This window comes from Pseudomonas baetica, from assembly GCF_019733355.1.
GTDB lineage: Bacteria > Pseudomonadota > Gammaproteobacteria > Pseudomonadales > Pseudomonadaceae > Aquipseudomonas > Aquipseudomonas baetica_A.
On the sequence record NZ_JAIHLQ010000007.1, the window covers coordinates 22554 to 39720 of the forward strand.

Annotated in this window: 20 protein-coding genes; 12 read left to right on the top strand and 8 right to left on the bottom strand. The window is 59.0% G+C overall.

Features of this window, described 5'->3' with window-relative positions; translation table 11 throughout:
* Positions 1-139: 139 nt before the first annotated feature.
* Positions 140-577, bottom strand: coding sequence for a hemerythrin domain-containing protein (locus K5E40_RS08695; RefSeq protein WP_221730359.1), 438 nt, complete (start codon positions 575-577; stop codon positions 140-142).
* 150 nt (positions 578-727) lie between these two features.
* Here K5E40_RS08695 and K5E40_RS08700 point away from each other — a divergent pair, with 150 nt between their 5' ends.
* Positions 728-1153, top strand: coding sequence for an N-acetyltransferase (locus K5E40_RS08700; protein WP_221730360.1), 426 nt, complete (start codon positions 728-730; stop codon positions 1151-1153).
* Positions 1154-1253: 100 nt separating this feature from the next.
* Here the strand turns inward: K5E40_RS08700 and K5E40_RS08705 are convergent, their stop codons facing one another.
* On the bottom strand, positions 1254-1604 hold the full coding sequence (locus K5E40_RS08705) for a hypothetical protein (protein ID WP_221730361.1): 351 nt from the start codon (positions 1602-1604) through the stop codon (positions 1254-1256).
* Between the two features lie 135 nt (positions 1605-1739).
* Between K5E40_RS08705 and K5E40_RS08710 the strand changes: the two genes are divergently transcribed.
* The 8 genes from K5E40_RS08710 to K5E40_RS08745 all read left to right on the top strand — a co-directional run bounded on the left by K5E40_RS08710 (position 1740) and on the right by K5E40_RS08745 (position 6378).
* Positions 1740-2069 (top strand): DUF6388 family protein, encoded by a 330-nt coding sequence (locus K5E40_RS08710; protein WP_221730362.1) that lies wholly within the window; start codon positions 1740-1742, stop codon positions 2067-2069.
* Between the two features lie 25 nt (positions 2070-2094).
* Positions 2095-2799, top strand: coding sequence for a YoaK family protein (locus K5E40_RS08715; RefSeq protein ID WP_221730363.1), 705 nt, complete (start codon positions 2095-2097; stop codon positions 2797-2799).
* A gap of 112 nt (positions 2800-2911) precedes the next feature.
* On the top strand, positions 2912-3304 hold the full coding sequence (tusD, locus tag K5E40_RS08720; RefSeq protein WP_221730364.1) for a sulfurtransferase complex subunit TusD: 393 nt from the start codon (positions 2912-2914) through the stop codon (positions 3302-3304).
* A 1-nt stretch (position 3305) separates the two neighbouring features.
* Positions 3306-3662: a sulfurtransferase complex subunit TusC gene (gene tusC, locus K5E40_RS08725; RefSeq protein ID WP_221730365.1), complete on the top strand. Its 357-nt coding sequence runs from the start codon at positions 3306-3308 to the stop codon at positions 3660-3662.
* Positions 3662-3955 carry a sulfurtransferase complex subunit TusB gene (tusB, locus tag K5E40_RS08730; protein ID WP_221730366.1) on the top strand — a complete coding sequence of 98 codons (294 nt, stop codon included), beginning with the start codon at positions 3662-3664 and terminating at the stop codon, positions 3953-3955. The genes tusC and tusB overlap by 1 nt, the downstream gene beginning before the upstream one ends.
* Positions 3952-4287 carry a TusE/DsrC/DsvC family sulfur relay protein gene (locus tag K5E40_RS08735; protein ID WP_221730367.1) on the top strand — a complete coding sequence of 112 codons (336 nt, stop codon included), beginning with the start codon at positions 3952-3954 and terminating at the stop codon, positions 4285-4287. The genes tusB and K5E40_RS08735 overlap by 4 nt, the downstream gene beginning before the upstream one ends.
* On the top strand, positions 4284-5285 hold the full coding sequence (locus K5E40_RS08740) for a glycosyl transferase family protein (protein ID WP_221730368.1): 1002 nt from the start codon (positions 4284-4286) through the stop codon (positions 5283-5285). The genes K5E40_RS08735 and K5E40_RS08740 overlap by 4 nt, the downstream gene beginning before the upstream one ends.
* A 91-nt stretch (positions 5286-5376) precedes the next feature.
* A complete protein-coding gene (locus K5E40_RS08745) occupies positions 5377-6378 on the top strand; it encodes a glutathione S-transferase family protein (RefSeq protein WP_221730369.1) in 1002 nt (333 codons plus the stop codon).
* Positions 6379-6494: 116 nt separating this feature from the next.
* On the opposite strand, the gene cysG is transcribed toward K5E40_RS08745, so the two are convergent.
* From cysG to K5E40_RS08775, 6 genes are all read right to left on the bottom strand, one after another.
* Positions 6495-7889, bottom strand: coding sequence for a siroheme synthase CysG (cysG, locus tag K5E40_RS08750; RefSeq protein ID WP_221730370.1), 1395 nt, complete (start codon positions 7887-7889; stop codon positions 6495-6497).
* Positions 7890-9170: a serine--tRNA ligase gene (serS, locus tag K5E40_RS08755; RefSeq protein WP_221730371.1), complete on the bottom strand. Its 1281-nt coding sequence runs from the start codon at positions 9168-9170 to the stop codon at positions 7890-7892.
* A gap of 15 nt (positions 9171-9185) precedes the next feature.
* Complete coding sequence (gene crcB, locus K5E40_RS08760) at positions 9186-9560, bottom strand: fluoride efflux transporter CrcB (RefSeq protein ID WP_221730372.1); 375 nt, start codon at positions 9558-9560, stop codon at positions 9186-9188.
* Positions 9560-10882 carry a replication-associated recombination protein A gene (locus K5E40_RS08765; protein ID WP_221730373.1) on the bottom strand — a complete coding sequence of 441 codons (1323 nt, stop codon included), beginning with the start codon at positions 10880-10882 and terminating at the stop codon, positions 9560-9562. Before K5E40_RS08765 ends, crcB begins: the two co-directional genes overlap by 1 nt.
* Positions 10883-11034: 152 nt before the next feature.
* Positions 11035-11655 carry an outer membrane lipoprotein chaperone LolA gene (lolA, locus tag K5E40_RS08770; protein WP_221730374.1) on the bottom strand — a complete coding sequence of 207 codons (621 nt, stop codon included), beginning with the start codon at positions 11653-11655 and terminating at the stop codon, positions 11035-11037.
* A gap of 79 nt (positions 11656-11734) precedes the next feature.
* Entirely contained in the window at positions 11735-14143 is a 2409-nt protein-coding gene (locus K5E40_RS08775; RefSeq protein WP_221730375.1) for a DNA translocase FtsK, read from the bottom strand.
* 500 nt (positions 14144-14643) lie between these two features.
* Here K5E40_RS08775 and aat point away from each other — a divergent pair, with 500 nt between their 5' ends.
* The 3 genes from aat to infA all read left to right on the top strand — a co-directional run bounded on the left by aat (position 14644) and on the right by infA (position 16420).
* A complete protein-coding gene (gene aat / locus K5E40_RS08780) occupies positions 14644-15324 on the top strand; it encodes a leucyl/phenylalanyl-tRNA--protein transferase (protein WP_221730376.1) in 681 nt (226 codons plus the stop codon).
* Between the two features lie 57 nt (positions 15325-15381).
* A complete protein-coding gene (locus K5E40_RS08785) occupies positions 15382-16089 on the top strand; it encodes an arginyltransferase (RefSeq protein WP_221730377.1) in 708 nt (235 codons plus the stop codon).
* Between the two features lie 112 nt (positions 16090-16201).
* Positions 16202-16420: a translation initiation factor IF-1 gene (gene infA / locus K5E40_RS08790; protein ID WP_002553999.1), complete on the top strand. Its 219-nt coding sequence runs from the start codon at positions 16202-16204 to the stop codon at positions 16418-16420.
* Positions 16421-17167: the final 747 nt, after the last annotated feature.

A 17167-nucleotide genomic window follows, 5' to 3' on the forward strand; every position in this document is an offset into this window, starting at 1 on the left:
GGTTTTGTCGCAGTCAGACCGGGCATCATCGGTAAAGCGGCCAGAATACTGGATATAAACACAGTTAATTGTGGCGATTCGTACTCGACACATAGCCAAAGGCGTACGCGTCGAGGTTACAAAATCGTGCATCGGCGACTCAAGGCAGTTGAGCCTGGAACTCCTTTTCGTACTGCCCGGCCAGCTGCTCTTTCTGTTTCTCGTCGAGCAACTTTCCGGCCATCTGGAAGAACTTCTGCTCCTCTTCCTCAAGGTGATGGTGGACCTTGTCCGAGAGCTTTCTCGCCGTCGCCAGCCATGCCGGACTGGACATCTCGGTCTCGTCCAGCTCTTCCATCATTTCGTCCATTTCATGGTGCTCGGAAATGGCATGGCGGCTGAGATCGACACCGTTGTCGAACTCCATCAGCGGGATGTAGAAGTGGCGCTCTTCAGCCGTTTCATGAGCTTGCAGTTCGGCTTTGAGCTGTTTGTAGGCCTCGACCCGCTCGGGGCTGTCGCCACTGGTCTTGACCAAGGCTTTGGCGTAGCTGCGCTGGCGGTCGTGGCTCTCGCGAAGTGCTTCGAAAATGTTCATGGGGTGTCCTCATCAACCGCGTGCTGGAATGACGCTGTAAAAGGCTAGACCCCGGCGCGGGAGCGGTGGTTCCTGCGGTTTTAAACTGACGCTTGGAACACGACCACCAGGCAGGATAGTCTGGCGCCTTACTCCACAAGGAAGTCATGCATGAACTTGCGCATCGAGTTGTCAGAGAACCCAAACGAAGAACAACGCAACGCCATTCTGGCGCCGCTGCGTGCCCACAACGTCGCCAAAGCAGGTCCCTCGACACTGGAGCCCATTGCACTTTTGGTCCGTGACGAGCACGACGCGATCCTTGGCGGCCTGTATGGCCACACGTTCTATCGGTGGATGTTCATTGAACTGTTGGCGGTGCCGGAAGAGGGGCGCGGTCAGGGCATCGGCTCAAAATTGATGCAGATGGCCGAAGAGCTTGCGCGCAAGAAAGACTGCGTGGGAATCTGGCTCGACACCTTCTCGTTTCAGGCGCCTGATTTTTACAAGAAAGTGGGCTATAGCGAGTGTGGCGAGATTGCGGATTATCCGCTGGGGCACAAGCGACACTTTTTCCAGAAGCGACTTGTAGATTGAATTCAGTAGCGCCTTTGTAAGCAAGCCGCCCCCACATTGGATTGCATTCAAATGTGGGGGCGGGCTTGCTCGCGAAGACGGCAGACGCTTCAACGCACGATCAGAGACAAGTCGCCAACGCCGCCAACCGCCGCTTGGCGACAAAATCATCCTTCTGCGCGTAATAATTCAGCGTCGTGCCCGATGGCCCCGTGAGCACATCGACAAACGACTCAGCCGAACGGGTATAAACCGTCGTGCCACCCTGCTGGCGCGATTCCAGATACGCGGCGGCATCAACGCCGAAAACCGCTTCATCCTGCCAGCCGAATTGCACACACTGAGCCACTACTTTCTCCGCCTTGTCCGAAGTCAAAACCTTGTAAGGGGTTTTGGTGCGAGCATCGTTCATCGCGGGGCCCGCGCAACCGGCCAGCAGCGTCGCCGCCAGCGCTACCATCAGAATTCGCATTGCGTTCGCTCATTCAGAAAAAAGCGGACTGTATCATCGCAGCAGCAGAAATCGTTCTGCTTTACTGCATTTATAGCGCGACATGCGCTGTCAGCTACGGCAACCTAAGGTCATCAGCCTCACAAAGGAAAACACATGGCGCCTACCGACCAGCGACATGAACATGCCCTGAAACTATTTCTCGACGCGCGACCTGATTTGCGCGAAACCCTCGACCACCTCAATCCATTGCTGGCCCAGGCCAAAGGCGAAACCCAAGCGCAGTTTCGCGAAGAACGTCTGCACGAAGCCTATGAAGAGGAAGCAGAAAGCCTTGGCTTGTTCGCTTGGGAACTGACCTTGAAACTGACCGCCGATTCGCCTGAGGAGTATCAGGCGCAGCGTCTGGAAGTGCATCGTGAAGTCGCGGAGATGGCCGGCATGGAATGGCTGGAATACTGCGATCTGTATGGCATAGAACCCTAACCGCCGCTCAAGGACACTTTCGCCGATGCTGCCATCCGCCTCGACTCACCGCGCCAGCCCCGGCCATCTGCACAAGCAAAAATGGCGCGGGCGTGTGGGCCTGGCGCTGGTTGCCAGCCTGTCGGTACTGGCCGGAATGACTGACGCCATCGGCTTCATGGCCAGCGGCGACTTCGTTTCGTTCATGAGCGGCAACACCACCCGACTGGCGGTGGCGATCAGTGATGGCGATATCGGGCTGACCGTGCGCCTGGTGATTCTTGTCGTGACGTTCATTGTCGGTAATGCCTTGGGCGTGCTCGTCGCGCGTCTCGGCGGACGCCGGGCGCTGCCGCTGCTGCTCTGCATCGCCACCCTGCTCTGCGCGTCGGCGGCCTGGCCGTTTGATACGCAACTGCCAGCGCTGCTCGCAGCGATCATTGCGATGGGCATGCTCAACGCGTCCGTCGAAGAAGTGAATGGGCTACCGGTAGGGCTCACCTATGTCACTGGCGCATTATCGCGGTTTGGACGTGGCCTGGGCCGATGGTTGCTCGGAGAGCGGCGCAGTGGCTGGCGCGTGCAGCTCGTGCCGTGGAGCGGGATGTTTGTCGGTGCAATTCTGGGCGCGGTGCTGGAACATCATCTAGGACTCAAGGCGATGTTCGTCAGCGGTGTGCTGGCCGCGATGATCGGGCTGCTCTCTCTGAAAATTCCCAGGCGCTGGCAATTGGGTTACATGCCGCGCTGACGACTCAGCATTTTTTTGCCTGACCCTACACAATCGCCAGCAGACAACATCGATTTAGCCGCCTCGCCGATAAAGCTTTATCATGGCCGCAGTTTTGCTGATCGAGTCCGTCATGAAGTTCGCCATCGCGTTGTTTTCCGCCGCCCATGCGCCCTCCTCGCGCCGTGCCCTGCTGTTTGCGCAGGCCGCTCTGGCCGGAGGGCATGAGATTGTCCGGCTGTTTTTCTATCAGGACGGCGTCCACAACGCCTGCGACGCGGTGGTCACCCCGCAGGACGAACTGGATGTGCCCAAGCAGTGGCGCGCTTTCATCAGCGAGCAACAACTGGACGGCGTGGTGTGCATCGCCGCGGCCCTGCGCCGTGGGGTGCTGAACGCCGAAGAAGCCAAGCGCTACCAACGCGGCGCCGTCTCCGTCAGTGCGCCGTGGGAATTGTCCGGCCTCGGCCAGTTGCATGACGCGGTGCAAGACGCTGACCGCCTGATCTGTTTCGGAGGCGCGTGAGATGGCCAAATCCTTGTTGATCATCAGCCGCCAATCACCGTGGTCCGGCCCCGGCGCCCGCGAAACGCTGGATATCGTGCTGGCGGGCGGTGCTTTCGATTTGCCAATAGGCCTGCTGTTTCTCGATGACGGCGTGCTGCAATTGGCCGCTGGACAAAACGCCAAGGCGCTGCAACAGAAAGACCTGAGCGCCAATCTGCAAGCGCTGCCGATGTTTGGCGTAGAAGAGTTGTTCTACTGCGCCGACAGCGCCAGCACGCGTGGCCTCGCCGATCTATCGCTGGACGAAGCACAACCGCTCGCTGCCGAGCAAATCACCGCCCTTATTGACCGTTACGACCAGGTGATCACCCTCTGATGTCGACTTTGCATGTGTTGTCTCACTCCCCATTCGGCGACGATCGCCTGACCAGTTGCCTGCGCTTGATCGGCAGCGCCGATGCATTGCTGTTGTCGGGTGACGCGGTGTACGCACTACAACCGAACACCGCGCCGTTCGCCGCACTGCAAAACCGTCAAATCAAGCTTTTCGTCTTGGCCGAAGACGCGCAGGCCCGCGCTGTGCAGGTTCCGGACTGGGCTCAAGCGATCGATTATCCGGCGTTCGTCGAACTGTCGATCCAGCACGACAAGGTCAACAGTTGGCTATGAATTCCATGACCCTCGGCGACCGCGCCATCGACCTGGACAAGGACGGCTTTCTGGTTGATCTGAGCGATTGGTCCCACGATGTCGCCGCCGCCCTCGCCGCCGCCGAAGGTATCGAGTTGACGCCAGAACACTGGGAAGTCCTCGAACTGCTGCGCAGCTTCTATGCCGAGTTCCAGCTGTCGCCGGCCACTCGACCGCTGATCAAATACACCGCGTTAAAACTCGGACCGGACAAAGGCAACAGCCTGCACCTGAACCGATTGTTCAAAGGCACCCCCGCCAAACTCGCCGCGAAACTGGCGGGCCTGCCCAAACCGACGAATTGCTTATGACCGACTTTCCAGCGCTCACCCTCGAAACACCCGCCGAACATCCGTTCGCTCAATTTGTGCGAATTCTTGGCAAGGGTAAACGCGGCGCCCGCGATCTGACCCGTGAGGAAGCCCGAGAAGCCATGGGCATGGTGCTCGACGGCAAGGTCGAAGACACCCAGCTCGGCGCGTTTCTGATGTTGCTGCGGCACAAGGAAGAAAGCGCCGAAGAAATGGCCGGTTTCACCGAGGCCCTGCGCGAACGATTGCAGGCACCCGCGCTGAATGTCGATCTGGACTGGCCGACCTACGCCGGCAAGAAACGCCACCTGCCGTGGTATCTGCTGGCGGCCAAGTGCCTGGCGCATAACGGCATACGCATCTTCATGCACGGCGGCGGCGCGCACACCGCCGGACGTCTGTACAGCGAGCAATTGCTGGGCGAACTGAATATCCCGCTGTGCCGCAACTGGCAACAGGTCGGCACAGCACTGGACAACGGTGGGCTGGCGTTCATGCCGCTGGCGGACTGGGCAGCGCCACTGCAAAAGATGATCGACCTGCGCAACACGCTGGGTCTGCGTTCACCGATCCACTCGCTGGCGCGGATTCTCAATCCGCTGAGCGCACGCTGTGGGCTGCAAAGCATTTTCCACCCGGGCTACCAGGCCGTGCATCGCGACGCCAGTGGTTTGCTCGGTGACACAGCGATTGTGGTCAAGGGTGATGGCGGCGAAATCGAGATCAACCCGGATGCCACCAGCCACCTGTACGGCACGACTGGCGGCGAGAGCTGGGACGAGGAATGGCCACAAATGTCGGCGCAACGCCACGTCAAACCAGCCTCGCTGGACGTCGATCATTTGAAAGCCGTGTGGCGCGGCGATGTCGTCGACAGCTATCCGCAGATGGCGTTGATCTCGACCATGGCACTCGCCCTACGCGGTCTGGGCCAGAGCCGTGAGCAGGCATTCGAAACCGCCGAGCAATACTGGACTGCGCGGGATAAATCGATTTAACCGATCATTTGCGCCTGATCTTTGCGCTTTTTGTTCGAACTCATGGGAATAGACTCGACGCCAACGATTATTGGTTTCAGGAGTCTTGAACATGGGTTTATTAGTGGATGGCCGTTGGCAGGACAAGTGGTACGAAAGCAGCAAGGATGGCGCGTTCCAGCGCGAACAGGCGCAACGCCGCCACTGGGTCACCCCTGACGGCAAGCCCGGCCCTAGCGGTGAAGGTGGTTTTGCCGCCGAAACCGGGCGCTATCACCTCTACGTTTCCCTGGCCTGTCCATGGGCGCACCGCACGCTGATTCTGCGCAAACTCAAAGGTCTGGAAAGTCAGATCGACGTCTCGGTAGTCAGTTGGTTGATGCTGGAGAACGGCTGGACCTTCGACACGTCGCTAGGCTCTACCGGTGACAAGCTCGATCACTTCGATTTCATGCACCAGCGCTACACCGCTGACACCGCCGACTACACCGGTCGCGTCACGGTGCCGGTGTTGTGGGACAAGAAACTCAAGCGCATCGTCAGTAACGAGTCAGCGGAAATCATCCGCATGTTCAACAGCGCCTTCGATGGTTTGACCGCCAACGATCTGGACTTCTACCCAGCGCCACTGCGCGGTGAGATCGATGCGCTCAATGAACGAATCTATCCCGCCGTGAACAACGGCGTATATCGCGCCGGGTTTGCCACGTCGCAACAGGCTTATGAAGAAGCGTTCGATGAGGTGTTTGCAGAACTGGATCATCTGGAGCGTGTGCTCGGTGCCAATCGCTATCTATCCGGCGAGTACCTGACGGAAGCAGACATCCGCTTGTTCACCACGATGATTCGCTTTGATGCGGTCTATCACGGGCACTTCAAGTGCAACCTGCGACGGATTGCCGACTACCCGAACCTGTCGAACTGGCTACGTGAGCTGTATCAGTGGCCAGGGATAGCCGAGACGGTGGATTTTCAGCACATCAAAAATCACTACTACGGCAGTCACAAGACCATCAATCCGACGGGGGTTGTGCCGAAGGGGCCAGAGCAGGACTTTACCGTGGCCCATGATCGGGCGCGGTTGAATGGGGAAGGGGTGTGGCAGAGGGGTTAGTTGATTCGGTGTTTTTGAGGGCCTCTTCGCGAGCAAGCTCGCTCCCACAGTAGATCTGTGTCTTTCACAAATCCAATGTGGGAGCGAGCTTGCTCGCGAATGAGATGACGCGGTCTTCAGACCTGCGCCTGAGCCCCTTCAAACCACGCCAGTTTCTCGCGCAGTTGCACCACTTCACCGACGATCACCAGTGTCGGCGCATGCACTTCATGCTCCGCCACCATTCGCGGCAAGTCAGCCAGCGTGCCGGTAAAGACGCGCTGGTTGACCGTGGTGCCCTGCTGAATCAGCGCTGCCGGGGTGTCCGCCGAGCGACCGTGCTTGATCAACTGCTCGCAAATCACCGGCAACCCCACCAGGCCCATGTAGAACACCAACGTCTGCGCAGGGGCGACAAGGTCGACCCATGGCAGATCGGTGGAACCGTCCTTCAAGTGCCCGGTGACAAAGCGCACTGACTGCGCGTAATCACGATGGGTCAGTGGAATCCCGGCGTACGCCGCGCAACCGCTGGCTGCAGTGATGCCTGGTACGACCTGGAATGGAATGCCGTGCGCGGCCAGTTCCTCGATCTCTTCGCCGCCACGGCCGAAGATGAATGGATCACCGCCCTTCAATCGCACGACTCGCTTGCCGGCCTTGGCCAGATCGACCAATTGCTGGTTGATCTGATCCTGCGGCACGGCGTGGTCGGCGCGACGCTTGCCGACGTAAACACGCTCGGCATCGCGGCGGCACAGATCAAGAATGGCCGGTGCAACCAAACGGTCATACAGCACGACGTCAGCCTGTTGCATCAGACGCAGCGCACGGAAGGTCAGCAGATCGGGATCACCGGGCCCTGCTCCCACCAGATACACCTCACCCGTGGTGATCTGCGCTTCGCCATCGATTTTCGCTTGCAGCAGACGCTCGGCCTCAGCGCCCTGCCCGGCCAGTTGTCGGTCTGCAATCGGCCCCTGAAACACGTCTTCCCAGAACCCACGACGCTGCTGCACATCCGGAAACAGGCTTTTCACCTGATTACGGAAACGCGCGGCGAGACCGGCCAGTTGTCCGTAGGTCGATGGAATCCAGGTTTCGATCTTGGCGCGGATCAACCGGGCCAGCACCGGCGCATCACCGCCGCTGGAGATCGCAACGATCAGCGGCGAGCGATCAACGATCGCCGGGAAGATCACGCTGCACAAGGCCGGGGCGTCGACCACGTTGACCGGCACGCAACGCCGATGGGCATCAGTGGAGACTTGAGCGTTAAGCGCTTCGTCGTCAGTGGCGGCGATGATCAGCACGCAACCGTCCAGATCCGCTTCAGCGTAACCGCGCACCAGGCATTCGCCACCGCTGGCCACGACCAGCTCACGCAGTTGTGTTTCGATTTCAGGTGCAACCACCCGCAGCAGCGCACCGGCATCGGCCAGCAGACGGGATTTGCGCAAGGCAATTTCCCCCCCACCGACGACCAACACAGGACTGCCGCGCAGGTTGTGAAACAGCGGCAGATATTTCATTTAGCCGATGACCTCAAGGCCACCCATGTAAGGCTTCAGCACGTCCGGCACGCGGATCGAACCGTCGGCCTGCTGGTAGTTTTCCAGCACGGCAACCAGCGTGCGGCCAACAGCCAGACCGGAACCGTTGAGGGTGTGTACCAGTTCAGGCTTGCCGGTTTCCGGATTGCGGAACCGCGCTTGCATACGACGGGCCTGGAAATCGCCGCAGTTGGAGCACGACGAGATTTCGCGGTATTTGTCCTGGCTCGGAATCCACACTTCCAGGTCGTAAGTCTTGACCGCGCTGAAGCCCATGTCGCCGGTGCACAGTGCCAGCGTGCGGTAAGGCAGGCCGAGCAGTTGCAGGACTTTCTCGGCGTTGGCGGTCAGGCCTTCCAGCGCTTGCATCGAGGTCGACGGCTCAACGATCTGGACCATTTCAACCTTGTCGAACTGGTGCTGACGGATCATGCCGCGGGTGTCACGGCCCGACGCACCCGCCTCGCTACGGAAACACGGGGTATGGGCGACGAACTTGATTGGCAACAGTTTCGAATCAACGATTTCGCCGGCAACGATGTTGGTCAGCGACACTTCCGCCGTCGGGATCAGGTACAGATCGGCTTCGCCTTCGCGAGCAATCTTGAACAGGTCTTCTTCGAACTTCGGCAATTGACCAGTACCTTGCAGCGCCGGAGCCTGAACCAGATAAGGCGTGTAAGCCTCTTCATAGCCATGCTCGTTGACGTGCAGGTTGATCATGAACTGCGCCAATGCGCGGTGCAGACGGGCAATCGGGCCACGCAGCAGGGCAAAACGTGCGCCGGACAGTTTGGCGGCGGTTTCAAAGTCCAGCCAGCCGAACTTCTCGCCCAAGGCAACGTGGTCTTGAACCGGGAAATCGAACGCGGTCGGAGTGCCCCAGCGGCGCACTTCGACGTTGTCATCTTCGTCTTTGCCGACCGGCACGGATTCGTGCGGCAGGTTCGGGATGCCGAGCAGGATCGAGTCCAGTTCGGTCTGAATCGCGTCCAGCTCAACTTTACCGGCGCTCAATTCGCCCGCCATGCGCTCGACGTCCGCCATCAGCGGTGCGATGTCTTCGCCACGCTGTTTGGCTTGACCGATGGATTTGGAACGCGCGTTACGCTCAGCCTGCAGTGCTTCGGTGCGGGTCTGGACGGTCTTGCGCTGTTCTTCCAGCGCTTCGATGCGCGCGGTATCCAGGGCAAAGCCACGGGAAGCCAGGCGGTCCGCTACGTCCTGAAGGTTGCTACGTAACAGTTTGGAATCGAGCATGTCGGTTTCTCGTTATCAAAGTTTGGTCAAAGACAGGCCAGCCCACGTTGCGAGCAGCCCGCCGAATACGCTGAGAGCCGCATAGCCCAGGGCCAGCGGCACTTGCCCGCTTTCCAGCAGGCGCACCGTATCCAGTGAAAAGGATGAAAAAGTCGTCAGCCCACCCAGGAAGCCAACGATCAACCCGGCACGCAACTCAATCGGCACGTCCGGGCGGATCAAAAACAGGCCGTACAACACGCCAATCAGCAGACAGCCCACGATATTAACGGCCAGCGTCGCGGTATAGAAGTGCCGCGGCCAATTGGCATTGATCCAATTGCCGCTAGCAAAGCGCAACAACGTACCGGCGGCCCCGCCGATGGAGACCGCAACAATCAATGGAATCACTATTTTCTCCGCTGTCTTGGGCTTAAACGGTCGAGTTGGGCAAAGTGATTGAGCTTCTCGCCGATCTTCAATTCCAGGCCACGCGGCACCGGCTGATAGAACGGAATCGGCTCGAGTTCTTCCGGGAAATAGTCTTCGCCGGCCGCATAGGCGTCCGGCTCGTCATGGGCGTAACGGTATTCGTCGCCGTAGCCCAATTGTTTCATCAGTTTGGTCGGTGCGTTGCGCAGATGCAGCGGCACCTCCAGCGAGCCGTTTTCAGCAGCAGCGCGCAAAGCGGTTTTGAAGCCCATGTACACAGCGTTGCTTTTCGGTGCGCAGGCCAGATACGTAATGGCCTGGGCCACCGCCAACTCGCCTTCCGGACTGCCAAGGCGTTCCTGCACTTCCCACGCCGCCAGGCAAAGGCTGAGGGCACGCGGGTCGGCATTGCCGATGTCTTCGCTGGCCATGCGCACCACGCGCCGGGCCAGGTACAGCGGGTCGCAACCGCCGTCGATCATCCGTGCAAACCAGTACAACGCGCCATCCGGATTGGAACCGCGCACTGATTTGTGCAGCGCGGATATCTGGTCATAGAACGCCTCACCGCCCTTGTCGAAACGACGACGGGTGTCACCGAGCAGACTTTGCAGGAGTTCGATGCCGATCTCGCTGTCGTCTTCGGCCAGATCCGAAGCGTTCTCCAGGAGATTGAGCAGCCGCCGCCCATCGCCATCGGCGGCGGACAACAGCATCTGGAAGCCTTCATCGCTCAACGTCAGGTTGCGCTTGCCCAAGCCGCGCTCTTCGGTGAGCGCACGGTGCACAAGCTTGCGCAGCGCCGCCTCGTCGAGGCTTTTCAGCACATAGACGCGGGCCCGCGACAACAGCGCGTTGTTCAGTTCAAACGAAGGGTTTTCGGTGGTAGCGCCAATGAAGATCAGCGTGCCGTCTTCAACGTAGGGCAGAAATGCATCCTGCTGGGACTTGTTGAAGCGGTGCACTTCATCGACGAACAAAATCGTGCGCTTGCCGTACTGGCCGGCCTGCTGCTTGGCGATTTCAACGGCCTGACGGATCTCTTTGACCCCGGCGAGGACCGCCGAGACCGTTTCGAAGTGCGCGTCGGAGACTTCGGCGAGCAATCGCGCCAGCGTGGTCTTGCCCACGCCCGGCGGCCCCCAGAAGATCATCGAATGCAGGGCACCCTGCTCAAGCGCCTCACGCAGAGGCTTGCCGCGAGCGAGCACGTGCTCCTGACCGACATACTCATCCAGATTGGTCGCACGTAAACGCGCGGCCAGCGGCTGGGCAATCGGTGCACTGCGAAACAGATCCATCACGTACCGTTGAAACCTCTAGTAGATCTTGAGACCGATGATTGCCCCTGTGGGAACGAGCCTGCTCGCGAAGGCAATTTGTCATTCAACATTGAAGGTGACTGATATACCGCTTTCGCGAGCAGGCTCGCTCCCACAAGGGGTTTTGGAGCTTATTCCTGGATGACGTCAGCACCCTTCGGGATGTCGAACTTGAACTTGGACGCCGGCACCGCTTCGTTGGCCTTCACCCCGGTGAACAGGATGTTGGTGCGCTGACCAACGCTGTCGATCAGTTGCATGTCATTGAGCAGACCGTTGCGGAACGACAGGCGCAGATTATCGAACAGGGTGTCCTTGGTTTTCGGCTTGAGGGTGAAGTCGATCACGCCGCCCGCCTCTTTCGCCGAGATGTAGAAGCTCTGGCTGATTTTCGACACGTCACCCGACAGCAGCAGCGCTGGAGTCTGGGTCAGACGCTCGTCGAGCTTCTTGATGGTGGCCTGTTCCAGATCCGGGTCCCACAGGGTGACTTTCTTGCCGTCGGAGACCATGGTCTGCTCGGCCGGCGCATTGGTGTGCCAGTAGAACAGGCCCGGGCGCTGCAGGGTCATGTCGCCAGTGGTTTCCTGCAACTGAGTGCCGCTGCCGTCGAGGGTCAGTTGCGAGAAGTTAGCGGTCAGGGTCTTGGAGGTTTCCAACAATTGGGTCAGACGAGCCACGTCCTTGTCATCGGCGTGGGCCGTGAGTGTGGTCAAAGCCAGTACTGGCAGCAGCATGCGGATAAGACGCATGGGAGTCCTCTTGAATACTCGTTGGGAGGGGACGGCGCATCATTGCGCCGTCCTTTTGTTAGTCATCAGGGGCGCTGAATCAGTCGCGTACCGGGCCCGGAGCCAGGACTTCACGCGACCCATTGGTGTTCATTGAGGTGACGACACCGGCCATTTCCATGGCTTCGATCATTCGTGCGGCGCGGTTGTAGCCGATTTTCAGCTTGCGCTGCACCGCGGAAATCGATGCGCGACGGCTTTCGAGGACGAACTGAACCGCTTCGTCATATAGCGCATCGGCTTCCGGATCATCGCCGTCGCCACCACCGCTGCTGCCCTCGAAGCCGCTGCCCGCCTCTTCGACACCGTTAAGGATGTCGTCGTTGTATTCCGGTGCGCCGCGCAGTTTCCACGCTTCAACCACGCGGTGTACTTCTTCGTCGGAAACGAACGCCCCGTGAACCCGGATCGGCAGGCTGGTGCCCGGCGGCATGTAGAGCATGTCACCGTGGCCGAGCAGTTGTTCGGCGCCGCCCTGGTCGATGATGGTCCGCGAGTCAATCTTGCTCGACACCTGGAACGCCATACGCGTCGGAATGTTGGCCTTGATCAGACCGGTGATCACGTCCACCGACGGCCGCTGGGTCGCGAGAATCAAGTGAATACCTGCCGCCCGTGCTTTCTGCGCGATCCGGGCAATCAACTCTTCAACCTTCTTGCCGACGATCATCATCATGTCGGCGAATTCATCGACGACCACGACGATGGTCGGCAGCTTGCTCAGCAGCGGCGCTTCGTCATGAATGCTTTCACGCTTGTACAGCGGATCGCTCAACGGTTCACCGGCGTCCTGCGCTTCCTTGACCTTGGCGTTGAAGCCGGACAGGTTACGCACGCCCATCTTCGCCATCAGCTTATAGCGACGCTCCATCTCCGCAACGCTCCAGCGCAGGGCATTGGCGGCGTCCTTCATGTCGGTGACCACCGGGCAGAGCAAATGCGGAATGCCTTCGTAGATCGACAGTTCAAGCATTTTCGGGTCGATCATGATCAGTTTGGCGTCTTCCGGGCCGGACTTGAACAGGATCGACAGAATCATCGCGTTCACACCCACCGACTTACCGGAACCGGTGGTACCGGCTACCAGTAAGTGCGGCATCTTCGCCAGATCGGTAATGACCGGTTTGCCGCCGATGTCGTGACCCAACGCCAACGTGACCGGCGATTTGAAGTTGTCGTACTCAGGCGTCGACAGCACTTCGGAGAAGCGCACGATCTGCCGGTCTTCGTTCGGGATCTCGATACCGACCGTGGTCTTGCCCGGAATCACTTCGACCACGCGCACACTGGTCACCGCCAGGGAACGCGCGAGGTCTTTCGCCAGGTTGGCGATGCGACTGACTTTGACGCCAGCGGCGGGCTGAATTTCGTAACGGGTAATCACCGGGCCCGGGTGAATCGAATCTACCGTGACCTCGACGCCGAACTCCTTGAGTTTGATCTCCAGCAAGTGGCCGACCGCAGCCAGGGATTCCGGCGAATAATTGAGTTGTTTCTTTTCCGCAGGGTCTAGGATCGAAATGGGTGGCAAGGTGCCTTCCACGGCGCTGTCGACGAACAACGGTGCCTGTTTCTCTTTCTGCACGCGCTTGCTTGGCTCCGGCGCCTTGACCGGCGCTGGCGCGATGACCGGCGGCACCTGCTTCTCGCGCTCGGACATGTGCTTGCTCAGGGCCTGCTCGCGTTCGATCAAGCGCTCTTTGACCTTGGCCTGCTCACGTTTGTCGGTGACGCTCGGGGCAACGACATCATGGACGCGGTCATCGACTTCACGCAGTTGCGCAACCAGTTGTTTGCGTTCGGTTCGCGCCGACCACCAGCGGTTGAGCGCACCCTGGAACAGCTCGAACAGGTCGAGGGTGATCTTGCCGGTGATGTCCATCACCTTGAACCACGACAGGTCGGTGAAGACGGTCAGGCCGAACAGAAACAGCGCGATGAACAGCAGCGTACTGCCCTGGATATTCAGCGCATTCTTCGCCAGATCGCCGAGACTCTCGCCCAAGGCACCACCGGCACCGGCCGGCAGACCGGTCGCGGCGTGAAAGTGGATGTGTGCCAGCGCAGCGCCGGACAACACCAAAAACACCAGACCGATCAGCCGCCAGGAGAACAACCACCCGCTCCACTGCCACTGCTCGTGGCGCTGGCGGAAAATCTGATAGGCCTTGATCGCCAGCAGCAACGGGAAGATATAGGCGAAATAACCGAGCACCATGAACAGGATGTCGGCGCTATAGGAGCCTGCTGGGCCGCCGAAATTCTGCACATCGTCGATCTTGCTGTTATGGCTCCAGCCCGGATCGTCCTTGCCGTAGGTCAGCAAGGCCATCATCAGGAACAGGCACAAAGCGCCGATGGCGATCAACGCACCTTCCTTGAGCCGGTAGTGCAATTGCTGACGCCAGAGCGGAACGACTGTTTTTGGTGCTGCGGTGGATTTCTTCAAAACGCTTCTATTCCTGCGCCCAAGGCGCGTCCATCTATTGAATGACGATAAAAAACTGCCGGATCCAGACAGGTAAAAAAGTTGACGGGCACAACTGAGACTACTTTTAACATTGCGCTGATGCTTTGATAAACACAGCCATAAGCATCGCACGCAGCGAATATTCTGTAACAGCCCGGCATTGTACGGGTTTGTGCGTCTGATGCCATGCTTCAAAGCCCAGGTTTGAGCATAGCCAAGCGTACAAAACCTGCGATTCAATTTGAGCACGCATTGTCTTTTGTGACAAAGGCTTATGAGGTGTATTTGATGAACATAGCGAAGCATCGCCACCCACAGCATGCCCGACCACGCCGCTCGCTTACGACCACATCAAGCTTGCCAAGTTGCAACACTGCAAACGTCAGGCAGGATCGGCACGACATTCGCGCCATTTAGCGGCACACTTTACCGCGGGCTAACAGCCCACACCGCCCTCCCCTTCTGCAAGCCTGGATGCCATGCTGACTTGGTTACAACGTAATACCCTGACTTTTCCGCCGCTGGAAAAGGCCATGCGCGACCCCAATGGACTGCTCGCCGCGGGCGGCGATTTGTCCGCCGATCGCCTGATTCAGGCTTATCGTCATGGCTGCTTCCCATGGTTTTCCGAGGGCCAGCCGATTCTCTGGTGGTCACCGGACCCTCGCACCGTGCTATTTCCCGACGAACTGCATGTCTCGCGCAGTCTCGGCAAATTACTGCGCCAAGCACGCTACCAGGTCACCTTCGACCAGGACTTTGAGGCGGTGATCCACGCCTGCGCCGCGCCACGGGACTACGCCGATGGCACCTGGATCACCGAAGCCATGCAGGAGGCCTACATTGAACTCCACCGGCGCGGCTTCGCTCATTCAGTGGAAGTCCGGGATCAAGGCGAACTGGTCGGTGGCCTGTATGGCTTGGCGATGGGACAGCTATTTTTTGGTGAATCGATGTTCAGCCGCGCTGATAACGCCTCCAAATATGGCTTTGCCACCTTGGTACAGCACCTGAAGAACTCGGGGTTTGTGCTGATCGACTGCCAGATGCCGACCGATCATCTGCACAGCCTCGGCGCCCGGGCGATTCCCCGCCACGAATTCGCGGATTATCTGGCTCGGCATCTGGATCAGCCCAATCATGCGACCTGGGTTTGCTGAGCGACTTTTGCGCGCGTGGCTTACACTTAATTCACCAGCTTATCCCGAGGGTTGATCATGACCGAGTTGGCGCGTTTGAAGTTCTATGCCACTCAGCCTCACTCTTGCAGTTATCTGCCCGAGGAGCAGGCCACGACCCTGTTTCTCGACCCGAGCCAGCCCATGGATGTGCATGTTTACGCAGATCTGTCGGAAATGGGCTTTCGTCGCAGCGGCGATCATCTGTATCGCCCCCATTGCCAGAATTGCAATGCGTGCGTGCCTGCACGCATTCCGGTGGCGCTATTCACCCCCAATCGTCAGCAAAAGCGCATTTTCAAGCGCAACGCCGATTTGCAGGTTCATCCGGCCAAACCCAAATTCAGCGAAGAATATTTCGACCTGTACCAGCGCTACATCGAACAGCGTCACGCTGACGGCGACATGTATCCGCCGAGCCGCGATCAATTCTCCACATTTTTGGTACGTGACCTGCCCTTCTCGCGGTTTTACGAATTTCGTCTCGACGGACGGTTGCTGGCGGTGGCAGTGACCGATTTGCTACCGAACGGCTTGTCAGCGGTGTACACCTTCTACGAGCCCGCCGAAGAGCGCCGCAGCCTGGGCCGCTTCGCCATCCTGTGGCAAATTGCCGAAAGCCAACGCGTGGGGCTTGAGGCGGTTTACTTGGGTTACTGGATCAAGAACTGCAAAAAGATGAACTACAAGACCCAGTATCGCCCCATCGAACTGCTGATTAATCAGCGCTGGGTGATCCTGAACTAAACCCAAGCCCTAAACCCCTTGGCGTAAACGCCATTTTTCGGGCACAATGCACGCCGCTTTTGCCTGGCGCAGTTGCACCGGGCCATTCATTGGATACCGAGGGCTTTACTGCATGTCGAAAGAAGACAGCTTCGAAATGGAAGGCACTGTCGTCGACACCCTGCCCAACACCATGTTTCGTGTGGAGTTGGAAAATGGGCACGTCGTAACCGCGCATATTTCCGGCAAGATGCGCAAGAACTACATTCGTATTCTTACCGGTGACAAAGTGCGCGTCGAGCTGACGCCCTATGACTTGAGCAAAGGGCGTATTACTTACCGCGCTCGCTAATCAAGTCAATACAAGACGCCCGGCTTTGCCGGGCGTTTTTGTTTGTCTGCGGTTTTGGGATTTTGGGTTTGGGGGCATATCCGTTGCTGCGGGCGTTGCCGCTGGCGGTTTCGCTCTTACAGCGACTCACTTTTCCAAACGCCGAAAAGTAAGCAAAAGGCTTTGCCCCCGGCGTACGGCACTTCGCTGAGGCTCAGTGTTCCCTCGCTACGGTGTCCGCCTCCGGCTTGCTTCGCTGCACCTCCTCTCGATAAATGCGGCTTCGCCGCACGGCGCTGCGCGCCTACACCCCTGATGAACACCTTCGCTCGGCCTGCCGATGGGGGCAAAAGAGCAAAAGCAACATCAAAAGCCAAAGCCAAAGCCAAAGCCAAAGCCAAAGCAGATCAAAAGATCGCAGCCTTCGGCAGCTCCAGGGAATGAGAACACCCGCTAGAGCTTGGTCGACTGTCAGGCCGCCTTCGGGAGCAAGTCCCCTCACACAAATTGAACCAGGGTCACCAGCCAGAGCATGGTCGGCTGCCAGGCCGCCGTCGCCGGCAAGCGAGATCCCACAAAAAATGAGCACACCCCAAACGCGGCGCATGCCGCCCCACTCAACACAATGAGCGTTAGCTCGAGTAAAGCTCTTGATCTACAAGGCCCGTCGGCAGGCTGAGTGGAGGGATTGATCCGGGGGTGGGAGCGCAGCGACCGTTCGACGAAGTCGAACACATCGAGAGGAGGTGCAGCGAAGCAAACCGGAGG

Excerpts from the sequence above, each read along its gene's own strand:
- K5E40_RS08765 (WP_221730373.1), bottom strand. The coding sequence starts at position 10,882 with ATGGATCTGTTTCGCAGTGCACCGATTGCCCAGCCGCTGGCCGCGCGT.
- K5E40_RS08695 (WP_221730359.1), bottom strand. The coding sequence starts at position 577 with ATGAACATTTTCGAAGCACTTCGCGAGAGCCACGACCGCCAGCGCAGC.
- tusB (WP_221730366.1), top strand. The coding sequence starts at position 3,662 with ATGTCGACTTTGCATGTGTTGTCTCACTCCCCATTCGGCGACGATCGC.
- K5E40_RS08700 (WP_221730360.1), top strand. The coding sequence starts at position 728 with ATGAACTTGCGCATCGAGTTGTCAGAGAACCCAAACGAAGAACAACGC.
- K5E40_RS08735 (WP_221730367.1), top strand. The coding sequence starts at position 3,952 with ATGAATTCCATGACCCTCGGCGACCGCGCCATCGACCTGGACAAGGAC.
- infA (WP_002553999.1), top strand. The coding sequence starts at position 16,202 with ATGTCGAAAGAAGACAGCTTCGAAATGGAAGGCACTGTCGTCGACACC.
- K5E40_RS08705 (WP_221730361.1), bottom strand. The coding sequence starts at position 1,604 with ATGCGAATTCTGATGGTAGCGCTGGCGGCGACGCTGCTGGCCGGTTGC.
- K5E40_RS08715 (WP_221730363.1), top strand. The coding sequence starts at position 2,095 with ATGCTGCCATCCGCCTCGACTCACCGCGCCAGCCCCGGCCATCTGCAC.
- K5E40_RS08740 (WP_221730368.1), top strand. The coding sequence starts at position 4,284 with ATGACCGACTTTCCAGCGCTCACCCTCGAAACACCCGCCGAACATCCG.
- serS (WP_221730371.1), bottom strand. The coding sequence starts at position 9,170 with ATGCTCGATTCCAAACTGTTACGTAGCAACCTTCAGGACGTAGCGGAC.
- K5E40_RS08710 (WP_221730362.1), top strand. The coding sequence starts at position 1,740 with ATGGCGCCTACCGACCAGCGACATGAACATGCCCTGAAACTATTTCTC.
- cysG (WP_221730370.1), bottom strand. The coding sequence starts at position 7,889 with ATGAAATATCTGCCGCTGTTTCACAACCTGCGCGGCAGTCCTGTGTTG.
- lolA (WP_221730374.1), bottom strand. The coding sequence starts at position 11,655 with ATGCGTCTTATCCGCATGCTGCTGCCAGTACTGGCTTTGACCACACTC.
- K5E40_RS08745 (WP_221730369.1), top strand. The coding sequence starts at position 5,377 with ATGGGTTTATTAGTGGATGGCCGTTGGCAGGACAAGTGGTACGAAAGC.
- K5E40_RS08785 (WP_221730377.1), top strand. The coding sequence starts at position 15,382 with ATGACCGAGTTGGCGCGTTTGAAGTTCTATGCCACTCAGCCTCACTCT.
- tusD (WP_221730364.1), top strand. The coding sequence starts at position 2,912 with ATGAAGTTCGCCATCGCGTTGTTTTCCGCCGCCCATGCGCCCTCCTCG.
- aat (WP_221730376.1), top strand. The coding sequence starts at position 14,644 with ATGCTGACTTGGTTACAACGTAATACCCTGACTTTTCCGCCGCTGGAA.
- tusC (WP_221730365.1), top strand. The coding sequence starts at position 3,306 with ATGGCCAAATCCTTGTTGATCATCAGCCGCCAATCACCGTGGTCCGGC.